Origin of the sequence: Streptomyces sp. NRRL WC-3742 (assembly GCF_000720635.1) — a bacterium.
Lineage (GTDB): Bacteria > Actinomycetota > Actinomycetes > Streptomycetales > Streptomycetaceae > Kitasatospora.
Genome location: NZ_JOCF01000040.1, coordinates 28,543 through 39,941, shown reverse-complemented (window position 1 = coordinate 39,941; position 11,399 = coordinate 28,543). Strand labels below are relative to the sequence as shown.

Annotated in this window: 11 protein-coding genes; 10 read left to right on the top strand and 1 reads right to left on the bottom strand. The window is 72.5% G+C overall.

Annotated features, from left to right (window positions below):
- The first annotated feature begins 62 nt into the window (after nt 1-62).
- The 5 genes from IH61_RS0122380 (at nt 63) to mltG (IH61_RS41220) (ending at nt 5,534) form a co-directional block, all read left to right on the top strand.
- Nucleotides 63-542 (top strand): DUF948 domain-containing protein, encoded by a 480-nt coding sequence (locus IH61_RS0122380; protein WP_031072550.1) that lies wholly within the window; start codon nt 63-65, stop codon nt 540-542.
- Nucleotides 543-546: 4 nt separating this feature from the next.
- Nucleotides 547-963, top strand: a complete 417-nt coding sequence (locus IH61_RS43115) for a DUF6167 family protein (RefSeq protein ID WP_051837695.1) — start codon at nt 547-549, stop codon at nt 961-963.
- Complete coding sequence (gene alaS / locus IH61_RS0122370) at nt 963-3,632, top strand: alanine--tRNA ligase (protein WP_031072547.1); 2,670 nt, start codon at nt 963-965, stop codon at nt 3,630-3,632. Before IH61_RS43115 ends, alaS begins: the two co-directional genes overlap by 1 nt.
- Entirely contained in the window at nt 3,632-4,114 is a 483-nt protein-coding gene (gene ruvX, locus IH61_RS0122365; protein ID WP_031072545.1) for a Holliday junction resolvase RuvX, read from the top strand. Before alaS ends, ruvX begins: the two co-directional genes overlap by 1 nt.
- A 157-nt stretch (nt 4,115-4,271) precedes the next feature.
- The gene (mltG, locus tag IH61_RS41220) at nt 4,272-5,534 is read left to right on the top strand and encodes an endolytic transglycosylase MltG (RefSeq protein ID WP_051837693.1); all 1,263 of its coding nucleotides are present in this window, start codon (nt 4,272-4,274) and stop codon (nt 5,532-5,534) included.
- Between the two features lie 172 nt (nt 5,535-5,706).
- Here mltG (IH61_RS41220) and IH61_RS44750 read toward each other — a convergent pair whose 3' ends face one another.
- Nucleotides 5,707-6,183 (bottom strand): hypothetical protein, encoded by a 477-nt coding sequence (locus tag IH61_RS44750; protein WP_158845181.1) that lies wholly within the window; start codon nt 6,181-6,183, stop codon nt 5,707-5,709.
- Between IH61_RS44750 and mltG (IH61_RS0122350) the strand changes: the two genes are divergently transcribed.
- The 5 genes from mltG (IH61_RS0122350) (at nt 6,136) to aroB (ending at nt 11,399) form a co-directional block, all read left to right on the top strand.
- Nucleotides 6,136-7,572, top strand: coding sequence for an endolytic transglycosylase MltG (gene mltG / locus IH61_RS0122350; protein ID WP_078911304.1), 1,437 nt, complete (start codon nt 6,136-6,138; stop codon nt 7,570-7,572). The genes IH61_RS44750 and mltG (IH61_RS0122350) overlap by 48 nt on opposite strands.
- Nucleotides 7,573-7,600: 28 nt before the next feature.
- The gene (locus IH61_RS0122345; protein WP_031072536.1) at nt 7,601-8,431 is read left to right on the top strand and encodes a shikimate dehydrogenase; all 831 of its coding nucleotides are present in this window, start codon (nt 7,601-7,603) and stop codon (nt 8,429-8,431) included.
- Nucleotides 8,432-8,586: 155 nt separating this feature from the next.
- Entirely contained in the window at nt 8,587-9,771 is a 1,185-nt protein-coding gene (aroC, locus tag IH61_RS0122340) for a chorismate synthase (RefSeq protein WP_107057205.1), read from the top strand.
- 22 nt (nt 9,772-9,793) lie between these two features.
- Entirely contained in the window at nt 9,794-10,315 is a 522-nt protein-coding gene (locus IH61_RS0122335) for a shikimate kinase (protein ID WP_031072531.1), read from the top strand.
- Complete coding sequence (aroB, locus tag IH61_RS0122330) at nt 10,308-11,399, top strand: 3-dehydroquinate synthase (RefSeq protein WP_031072528.1); 1,092 nt, start codon at nt 10,308-10,310, stop codon at nt 11,397-11,399. The genes IH61_RS0122335 and aroB overlap by 8 nt, the downstream gene beginning before the upstream one ends.

The window sequence follows — 11,399 nt, the reverse complement described above, 5'->3', positions numbered from 1 at the left end:
ATTCGGGTGCGGGCGCGATAGGGTTCCCTCTGGAGAACAGCAAGGCGAGGGAGCGCGCAAAGGTGTCCGTGGGAGAGCTGGCCGGATTGCTCGTCGCCGTGTTCTGGGCGGTCCTGGTCACCCTGCTGGCGGTCGTGCTGGTGCGCCTCTCCCGGGTGCTCAAGGAGGCCGCCGTCCTGGTCTCCGCCGTCACCGAACAGGCCGTGCCGCTGCTGAGCGACGCCGGCGCCGCCGTGCGCAGCGCCAACGAGCAGCTGGAGCGGGTCGACGAGATCACCGCCAACGTGCAGGACGCCGCCGCCAACGCCAACGCGCTCTCCTCCACCGTCGCCGCCACCCTCGGCGGGCCGCTGGTGAAGGTCGCCGCGTTCAGCTACGGCGTGCGCAAGGCCGTCGCCCGGCAGCAGGGCACGGTGCCGCCGGTGCCCGCCCAGGCGAGTGAGCGCGAGGAGCTGGCCCGGCTCATCCGGGCCGAGGTGCGCGCCGCCACGGCGCCCAGGAACGGACTGCTCTCGCGGGTCCGGCGCGCGGTGAGGGGCTGACGGCATGGCACGCATCTTCTGGATGGCGGTCGGCGCCGGCGCCACCGTCTGGGCCATGAAGAAGGCCAACGAGGCCGTCCACCGGCTCACCCCGGACAGCCTCTCCGGCACGGCCGCGCGCGGCGCCCTCCAACTGGGGGACCTGGCCAAGCAGTTCGCGCAGGACGTGCGGGCCGGCATGGCCGAGCGCGAGGAGCAGCTGAAGGACGACCTCGGACTGCACGGCACCGCCGTCGTGGAGCCCCGGCGCACCGGCCGAGCGCTGCGCGGCGAACCGCAGTACCGAGCTATCTCGGCGGCGCCCGGTAGCCCGGCCGCCGCCCTGCCTCCGTCCAAGAGCACGCGCACCACCCCCCAGACCATCGATGAAACGCCCCGCCGAGCCCTGCCGCGGGGCGGTACCAACCGGAAGGACCACTAATGGAGTCGGCTGAGATCCGCCGCCGCTGGCTGCGCTTCTTCGAGGAGCGCGGCCACACCGTCGTTCCGTCGGCGTCCCTGGTCGCCGACGACCCCACCCTGCTGCTCGTCAACGCCGGCATGGTGCCCTTCAAGCCCTACTTCCTGGGCGAGGTCAAGCCGCAGTTCTCGCGCGCCACCAGCGTGCAGAAGTGCGTGCGCACCCTGGACATCGAGGAGGTCGGGAAGACCACCCGGCACGGCTCCTTCTTCCAGATGTGCGGCAACTTCTCCTTCGGCGACTACTTCAAGGAAGGCGCCATCAAGTTCGCGTGGGAGCTGCTCACCACTCCCGTCGCGGACGGCGGCTACGGCCTGGAGCCGGAGAAGCTCTGGATCACCGTCTACAAGGACGACGACGAGGCCGAGCAGATCTGGCGCGACGTCATCGGCGTGCCGTCCGAGCGCATCCAGCGCCTCGGCATGAAGGACAACTTCTGGTCGATGGGCGTCCCCGGCCCCTGCGGCCCGTGCTCGGAGATCAACTACGACCGCGGCCCCGCGTACGGCGAGGAGGGCGGCCCGGCCGTCAACGGCGAGCGCTACCTGGAGATCTGGAACCTGGTCTTCATGCAGTACGAGCGCGGCCACGGCGACGGCAAGGACGGGTTCGAGATCCTCGGCGACCTGCCGAGCAAGAACATCGACACGGGCCTGGGCCTGGAGCGTCTGGCCGCCATCCTGCAGGACGTCGACAACCTCTTCGAGATCGACACCAGCCGGATGATCCTCGACCGCGCCGCCGAGCTGACCGGCCACACCTACGGCGCCGACCACAAGGCGGACGTCTCGCTGCGCGTGGTCACCGACCACATCCGCACCGCGCTGATGCTCGTCGGCGACGGCGTCACCCCCGGCAACGAGGGCCGCGGCTACGTGCTGCGCCGCATCCTGCGCCGCGCCATCCGCAACATGCGCCTGCTGGGCGCCACCGAGCCGGTGGCCAAGGAGCTCATCGACGTCGCCATCAAGGCGATGGCCCCGCAGTACCCGGAGCTGGAGGCCGACCGCAAGCGCATCGAGACGGTCGTCGTCGGCGAGGAGGTGGCCTTCCTGCAGACGCTGAAGGCCGGCACCAACCTGCTGGACGTCGCGGTCACCGAGACCAAGCAGGCCGGCGGCGCCGTCCTCTCGGGCGAGCAGGCGTTCAAGCTGCACGACACCTACGGCTTCCCGATCGACCTCACCCTGGAGATGGCCGAGGAGCAGGGCCTCCAGGTGGACGAGGCCGGCTTCCGCCGTCTGATGCAGGAGCAGCGCGACCGCGCCAAGGCGGACGCCAAGGCCAAGAAGATGGGCCACGCCGACGTCGCCGCGTACCGCGAGGTCGCCGACAAGTCCGGCGCCAGCGTCTTCACCGGCTACTCCCTCACCGAGGGCGAGGCCACCGTGGTCGGCCTGCTGGTGGACGGCGTTCCGTCGCCGGCCGCCTCCGAGGGCGACGAGGTCGAGATCATCCTCGACCGCACCCCGTTCTACGCCGAGGGCGGCGGCCAGCTCGCCGACCAGGGCCGCATCCGTCTGGAGTCCGGCGCGGTCGTCGAGATCCGCGACGTGCAGCAGCCCGTCCCGGGCGTGGTCGTGCACTCCGGCGGGGTGCTGTTCGGCGAGGTCGTGCTCGGCGCCTCGGCGTACGCCACGATCGACATCGACCGCCGCCGGGCGATCGCCCGCGCCCACTCGGCCACCCACCTGACCCACCAGGCCCTGCGCGACGCGCTCGGCCCGACGGCCGCCCAGGCCGGTTCGGAGAACGCGCCGGGCCGCTTCCGCTTCGACTTCGGCTCGCCCGCCGCCGTTCCGGGCAGCGTGCTGGTGGACGTCGAGCAGAAGATCAACGACGTGCTGACCCGCGAGCTGGAGGTCACCGCCGAGGTCATGACGATGGACCAGGCCCGCAAGGCCGGCGCCATCGCGATGTTCGGCGAGAAGTACGGCGACGAGGTGCGCGTCGTCACCATCGGGGACTTCTCCAAGGAGCTCTGCGGTGGCACGCACGTCGGCAACACCTCCCAGCTGGGCCTGGTGAAGCTGCTCGGCGAGTCCTCGATCGGCTCCGGCGTGCGCCGCGTGGAGGCCCTGGTCGGCGTCGACGCGTACAAGTTCCTGGCCCGTGAGCACACCGTGGTCGCCCAGCTGACCGAGCTGGTCAAGGGCCGCCCGGAGGAGCTGCCGGAGAAGATCTCGGGCATGCTCGCCAAGCTCAAGGACGCGGAGAAGGAGATCGAGCGCTTCCGCGCCGAGAAGGTGCTGGCCGCCGCGGCGGGCCTGGCCGACTCGGCCGAGGACGTGCACGGCATCGCCGTGGTCGCCGCGCAGGTCGCCGACGGCGTGGGTGCGGACGAGCTGCGCAAGCTCGTCCTGGACGTGCGCGGCCGCCTGGGCTCGCGCCCGGCCGTGGTCGCCGCGTTCACCGTGGCGAACGACCGCCCGCTGACCGTGATCGCCACCAACGAGGACGCCCGCGGTCGCGGCATCAAGGCCGGCGAGCTGGTCCGCACCGCGGCCAAGACCCTCGGCGGCGGCGGTGGCGGCAAGGACGACGTCGCCCAGGGGGGCGGCACCGACGCGGCCGCGGTCGGCGAGGCCATCGCGGCCGTGCGCGGCCTGGTCGCGGAGCGCGCCTCCTGATGTTCGAGCAGGAGCCGAAGCCCTTCCGCCGCGGTCGGCGCATCGCCGTCGACGTCGGTGACGCCCGGATCGGGGTCGCGTCCTGCGACCCCGACGGGGTGCTCGCCACGCCGGTGGAGACCGTCCCCGCGGGGGTGAAGTCGCAGGCCCGTCTCGCCGCCATCGTCGAGGAGTACGACGCGATGGAGGTGATCGTCGGGCTGCCGCGCTCGCTCAGCGGCAAGGAGGGCCCGGCGGCGGAGAAGGTCCGGGCGTACGCGGTGCGGCTGGCCAACCGGCTCTACCCGGTGCCGGTGCGGCTGGTGGACGAGCGGATGACGACCGTCACCGCCACCCACGGGCTGCGCGCCTCCGGGGTCAAGGCGAAGAAGGGCCGCTCGGTGGTCGACCAGGCCGCCGCGGTGGTGATCCTCCAGACCGCCCTTGAGTCCGAACGGGTGAGCGGAAGGCCGCCCGGAGAGAGCGTCGAGGCGGCTGGCTGACCGGCCTGGTCTAACGTCCCGAAGAGGGGCCCGTGCGGACGCGTCCGCACGGGCCCCCTTTTCGTTCGTTCCGCGTCCGTCGCCGATCGCCCCTGACCGATCCCGAGCGGCGCGGAGCCATCCAGGCCGTTGCGGGACCGTCGAGGGGGCGCGAGCCATGTTCGACCAGGACTTCCACCCGGGGCTCACACCCGGTCACCTGGGCGCACCGGTGATGGAGCCGGAGGGCCGGCCGCCGGGTGCGCCCCGTCCGCGCCCCGATGCGCCCGATCCGCACCGACGGCGTAACGGACTGGCCTGCGGGCTCACCGCGCTCGCCCTGATCGCCGTCTTCGGCGGGATCGGGCTGACGGGCTACACCTGGTTCCAGGGGCAGCGGCGTCCGGCGGCCGCCGCCGACTTCCGGGGGCCGGGCAACGGCAGCGTCCAGGTCTCGGTGCCCGAGGGCGCGGGCCTGGCGCAGATCGCCTCCGCGCTGGTCCGCAACGGGGTCGTGGCCAGCTCGCTCGCCTTCACCAGGGCGGCGAAGGGCAGCGCGGCCGCGGCCGGGCGCATCCAGCCGGGGACGTACACCCTCAAGCAGAAGATGTCGGCCTCGGCGGCCCTGGCGATCCTGATCGACCCGGCCAACGCCAACGGCCTGACCATCCCCGAGGGCTGGCGCGGCTACCAGATCTACGCGGCCATCGACAAGAAGCTCAACCTGCCCGAGGGCACCGCCCAGCGCGTCGCCAAGGAGCAGACCGCCGAACTGGGCCTGCCGGAGTTCGCGGCCGGCGCCCCCGAGGGCTACCTGTTCCCGGCGACGTACAGCGTCACCGACGGCACCACCGCGCTCGACCTGCTGAAGCAGATGGTGGAGCGGGCCGGCAAGGAGTTCAGCCGGGACGACGCGGACGTCGTCGCCCAGAACCTCGGGCAGAACGTGTACGGGCTGGTGACGGTCGCCAGCATGGTGCAGGGCGAGGCCGACAACACCGAGGACATGGGCAAGGTGGCCCGGGTGATCTACAACAGGCTGGCCAAGGGCATGCCGCTGCAGCTGGACTCCACCATCAACTACGCGCTCGGCCGCTCGACGCTGAACACCAGCGTGACCGAGACCAAGCTGGACTCCCCGTACAACACCTACCTGCACGCCGGGCTGCCGCCGACCCCGATCTCCAACCCCGGGCGGCAGGCGATCATGGCGGCCCTGGACCCGACGCCGGGGGACTGGCTGTACTTCGTCACCGTGAAGCCGGGGGACACCCGGTTCACCGACAGCTTCGAGGTGCAGCAGCGCAACGTCGCGGAGTTCAACGCCAACCGGGCGGCGGCGAAGCCGAGCGCGTCGGCCTCCGGGTCGGGCTCGGCGTCGGGATCGGCCACCGCTTCGGCGAGCGCCCCGGCGCCGGCCCCGGGCGCGGCGACTCCGTGACGGTGGGTGCGGAGAGCGGCGGGGTCGAGCACTGACGGTACGTCCGGCCACCGGGGGCCCGGCTGCGGTACGGTAACGTCTCCTCCCAGGCGTTGCGCTAGCACGCCGGTTCGAGATTCAACCGGGACGGCGTCCCGGACGGCCGCTTTGATCCGTCGGTCGTCACTGTCGGTTAAGGGGATCGATGACCGAGGTGGGTCGGGGCTACGGCCCCCAGGGCGAGCCGTGGCACCCCGGTGATGCCGGGTACGGCGGCCAGCAGCCGGTCCCCGGCCAGCAGGACGGCCAGTGGCAGCAGCAACAGCAACAACAGCAGCAGTTCTACCAGCAGCAGTCGGGCCAGCAGGGCCAGTACGGCCAGCAGCAGATGCCGCAGCAGGGGCAGTACCAGCAGCAGGGCTACGGCGAGCAGCAGGGGCAGCCGGGCCAGCAGGGGCAGTACGGCCAGTACGGGCAGCAGCAGCCGATGCCGCAGCAGGGCTACCCGCAGCAGCAGATGCCCCAGCAGGGGCAGTACCCGCAGCAGGGCCAGTACCCGCAGCAGGGGGGGCAGCAGCAGGGCTACCCGCAGCAACAGCAACAGCAGCAACAGCAGCAGCAGATGCCGCAGCACGGGCAGTACCCGCAGCAGGGGTACGAGCAGCAGCAACAGCAGGTCCAGCAGCAACAGCAGGTCCAGCGGCCCGCCCCACACCGGCAGGCGCCGGCGCCCGAGCCGGTGGCCGGGCCCGGCCCGGACGGCATCGACTGGGAGGCCGAGGCCGCCGCCCTGGAGGCCGGGGGCGCTCCGGCCGCCGCCGGGCACGAGCCGCAGGCCGAGCCCGAGGAGTGGGACGGCCACCACGAGGACGGCGCCTACCTGGAGGAGGAGCCCCAGCAGGAGGCCGGCTTCCTCGGCGGCCAGGACGACTCCCGTGAGGCCAAGAAGAAGCGCAAGGAGAGCGGCAAGAAGGCCGGCCGCCGCAACGGCGGCGCCTGCCTGCTGGTCGCCCTGGTGCTGCTCGGAGCCATGGGCGGCGCGGGCTGGTGGGGCTACGGCTTCTACCAGGACCACTTCGGCCCGCCGCCGGACTTCGCCGGCGACGGCACCGGCAGCGTCCAGGTCGAGGTCGCCAAGGGCGAGGTCGGCGGGCAGATCGGCCTGAAGCTGAAGAAGGCGGGCGTGGTCAAGAGCGTCGACGCCTTCACCAAGGCGTGCGACGCCGAGCCGAAGTGCCGGGCCGTCCAGTACGGCTTCTACGTGATGAAGAAGGAGATGTCGGCCGCCTCCGCGGTCAAGGCGTTCGTCGACCAGATGGGCGGCGCCTCCCTGGTGCTGCCCGAGGGCCTCAACTCCACCGAGATCTACGCCAAGATCGACGACAAGCTGAAGCTCCAGAAGGGCACCACGGCGAACGTCGCCAAGGCGCAGGTCAACGAGCTCGGCCTGCCGGCGTACGCGAACGGCAACATCGAGGGCTTCCTCTGGCCGACGAAGTACAACATCGCCGACGGCATGAAGCCCGAGGACCTGCTCAAGCAGATGGTGAAGAACGCCACCGAGAAGTACGCGGCCCTGGACGGCCAGGCCGCCTCGGTGAACCTCAAGAACGGCTACGAGGTCGTCATCGAGGCGAGCATCCTCCAGCGCGAGGGCAACAACCCGACGGACTTCGCGAAGATGGCCAAGACCATCCAGAACCGTCTGGCCGCGGGCGGGGAGATCAACCACCGCCTGGGCATGGACACCACGCTCCAGTACTCGCTGGGCCGCAAGCAGCTCGACCGCAAGGACATGGACGACGCGTCCAACAAGTACAACACCTACATCAACCCGGGCCTGCCGCCGACGCCGATCTCCAACCCCGGCGACGACGCGCTCCAGGCGGTGCTGCACCCGGCGGACGGCAAGTGGCTGTACTTCATCGCGATGGACCCGAGCACCACGCGGTTCGCCGAGACGTCCAAGGAGCACTACGCCAACGTCGAGGAGTTCTGCAAGAACGCCGGCGAGGGCTTCGACAAGGACCGGGGCCACTGCACCGGCAAGAAGTCCTGACCGACTCCGACACGCCTCAGGAGCAGCGTTGACCAGCAAGTACCGCGCCGCCGTGCTCGGTTCGCCGATCGCCCACTCGCTCTCGCCGGACCTGCACCGGGCCGCCTTCGCGGAGCTCGGGCTGGACGGCTGGCGGTACGACCGGTTCGAGGTCGACGAGGCTTCGCTGCCCGGGTTCCTGGCCGGGCTGGACGAGGCCGAGTGGGCCGGGCTGTCGCTGACCATGCCCCTGAAGCGGGCGATCATCCCGCTGCTGGACGAGGTCAGCGCCACGGCCCGCTCGGTGGAGGCCGTCAACACGGTGGTGTTCACCGAGGACGGGCGCCGGACCGGCGACAACACCGACGTGCCCGGGCTGGTGAACGCGCTGCGCGAGCGGGGCGTCGCCGAGGTGTCGGACGCGGCCGTGCTGGGGGCGGGGGCCACCGCCTCCTCGGCGCTGGCGGCGCTGGCCCAGATCTGCACCGGCGAGGTGGTGGTCTACGTCCGCAGCCCCGAGCGGGCCCGGGAGATGGCCGAGCTGGGCGAGCGCCTCGGCGTGACCGTCCGTACGGCCGACTGGGAGCGCGGGGCCGAGGCGCTGGAGCGGCCGCTGACCGTCTCCACCACGCCGGCGGGCGCCACCGACGCCTTCGCCGGGGCCCTGCCGGAGCGGCCGGGCGCGCTGTTCGACGTGCTCTACCACCCGTGGCCGACGGTGCTGGCCGCCGCCTGCGCCGAGCGCGGGGCGACCGTCCTCGGCGGGCTCGACCTGCTGGTGCACCAGGCGGTGCTGCAGTCCGAGGCGTTCACCGGGCGCACGCCCGGCCCGCTGGCCGCGATGCGCGAGGCCGGGGAGAAGGCGCTGGCCGGGCGCTGACCCGGCGGCGCCCGTCCCGGGGGGTGTCCACTTGCTGTCCGCTACGCGGACCGCGGCCCTTGCGCGGCCCCGTGGCATGAAAGGATTCGGGCAGAAGGTACGTCCGGGCGGGCTGCGGCGGTGCCGTGGGCCGGCCCGCTGATGAAGGAGCTCCGTTGGGTACGTTGCGCTGGCTCACGGCGGGGGAGTCGCACGGCCCCGCACTCGTCGCGACGCTGGAGGGCCTGCCCGCCGGTGTACCGGTCACTACTGCCGTAGTGGCCGACGCGCTGGCGCGCCGTCGGCTCGGTTACGGCCGCGGTGCGCGGATGAAGTTCGAGCAGGACGAGGTGACCTTCCTCGGTGGCGTCCGGCACGGCCTGACCATGGGCAGCCCGGTCGCGATCATGGTCGGCAACACCGAGTGGCCGAAGTGGGAGCAGGTCATGTCGGCCGACCCGGTCGACCCCGAGGTGCTGGGCGGCCTGGCCCGCAACGAGGCGCTGACCCGCCCCCGGCCCGGCCACGCCGACCTGGCCGGCATGCAGAAGTACTCGATCGGCGAGGCCCGCCCGATCCTGGAGCGCGCCAGCGCCCGCGAGACGGCCGCCCGGGTCGCGCTGGGCGCCGTCGCCCGCTCGTACCTGCGCGAGGTCGCCGGGATCGAGATCGTCAGCCACGTGGTCGAGCTGGCCGCCGCCAAGGCCCCGGCCGGTGTGCTGCCGCTGCCCTCGGACGAGGCGAAGCTGGACGCCGACCCGGTGCGCTGCCTGGACGAGGACGCCTCGAAGGCGATGGTCGCCGAGATCGACCAGGCCCACAAGGACGGCGACACCCTCGGCGGCGTGGTCGAGGTGCTGGCGTACGGCGTGCCGGTGGGCCTGGGCTCGCACGTGCACTGGGACCGCCGCCTCGACGCCCGGCTGGCCGCCGCGCTGATGGGCATCCAGGCGATCAAGGGCGTCGAGGTCGGCGACGGCTTCGAGCTGGCCCGGGTGCCCGGCTCCCAGGCGCACGACGAGATCCTCCCGACCTCCGAGGGCGTCAGGCGCGCCTCCGGCCGCTCCGGCGGCACCGAGGGCGGCCTGTCCACCGGCGAGGTGCTGCGGGTGCGCGCCGCGATGAAGCCGATCGCCACTGTGCCGCGCGCGCTGCAGACCGTGGACGTGCGCACCGGTGAGCCGGCCAAGGCGCACCACCAGCGCTCGGACGTCTGTGCGGTGCCGGCCGCCGGGATCGTCGCCGAGGCGATGGTCGCGCTGGTGCTGGCCGACGCGGTGATGGAGAAGTTCGGCGGCGACCACGTGGCCGAGACCCGCCGCAACGTGCAGAGCTACCTCGACCACCTGATCGTGCGATGAGCGAGCGAAGCGAGGCAGGGGCATGAGCACACCCGTGGTCGTGCTGGTCGGCCCGCCCGGCAGTGGCAAGTCCACCGTCGGGCGGGCCCTGGCCGAGCGCCTGGGCGTCGGGTTCCGCGACACCGACGCCGATGTCGAGGCTGTGGCCGGCAAGCCGATCCCCGAGATCTTCATCGACGAGGGCGAGCCGCACTTCCGCGCGCTGGAGGCCGAGGCCGTCCGGGCGGCGGCCACCGGGCACGCCGGGGTGCTGGCGCTCGGTGGCGGCGCGGTGATGGCCGAGGCCACCCGGGCGCTGCTGCACGAGCTGCCGGTGGTGTTCCTGGAGGTGCCACTGGCCGACGCCGTCAAGCGGGTCGGCCTGGACGCGCCGCGCCCGCTGCTGGCCGTCAACCCCCGCGCCCGCTGGCGCGAGCTGATGGAGGCCCGCCGCCCCCTCTACCTGGAGGTGGCCACCGCCGTCGTCGACACCGAGGGCCGTACGCCCGAACAGGTCGCGGACGCCGTACTGGAAGCACTGGAGTTGAAGACCCCCCATGACTGACCCCATCGTCAGGATTCACGTCGGCGGCAGCGCCGGCCACGACCCGTACGACGTGCTGATCGGGCACCAGCTGCTCGGCGAGCTGGCGCCGCTGATCGGCGGCCGGGCCAAGCGGGTCGCGATCATCCACCCGGAGGCGCTGGCCGCCACCGCCGACGCGATCCGCGAGGACCTGGTCGGCGAGGGCTACGAGGCGATCGGGCTGCAGGTGCCCAACGCCGAGGAGGCCAAGAGCGCCGAGGTCGCCGCGTACTGCTGGTCGGTGCTCGGGCAGACCGGCTTCACCCGCAGCGACGTGGTCGTCGGCCTGGGCGGCGGCGCCACCACCGACCTGGCGGGCTTCGTCGCCGCCACCTGGCTGCGCGGGGTGCGCTGGGTCTCCATGCCCACCACGCTGCTGGGCATGGTCGACGCGGCCGTGGGCGGCAAGACCGGCATCAACATCGCCGAGGGCAAGAACATGGTCGGCGCCTTCCACCCGCCGGTGGGCGTGCTGGCCGACCTCGACACCCTGGAGACCGTGCCCAAGCACGACTACGTCTCCGGCCTCGCCGAGGTCATCAAGTGCGGCTTCATCGCCGACCCGGCCATCCTCGACCTGATCGAGGCCGATCCGGAGGGCGCCAGGTCCCCGGCCGGGCCGCACACCGTCGAGCTGATCCGCCGCGCCATCCAGGTCAAGGCCGACGTCGTCTCCGGGGACCTCAAGGAGTCCGGCCGCCGCGAGATCCTCAACTACGGCCACACCCTGGGCCACGCCATCGAGCGCAACGAGCGCTACAAGTGGCGGCACGGCGCGGCGATCTCCATCGGCATGGTCTTCGCCGCCGAACTCGGCCGCCTGGCAGGGCGGTTGGACGACGAGACGGCCGACCGGCACCGCGCCGTGCTGGCCTCCGTCGGCCTGCCGCTGACCTACCGGGCCGACGCCTGGCCGAAGTTGCTGGACGCGATGAAGATCGACAAGAAGTCGCGCGGCGACCTGATCCGCTTCATCGTCCTGGACGGCCTCGGCAAGACCTCCGTGCTGGAGGGCCCCGACCCGTCCCTGCTGGTCGCCGCCTACGCGGAGGTCTCCTCGTGA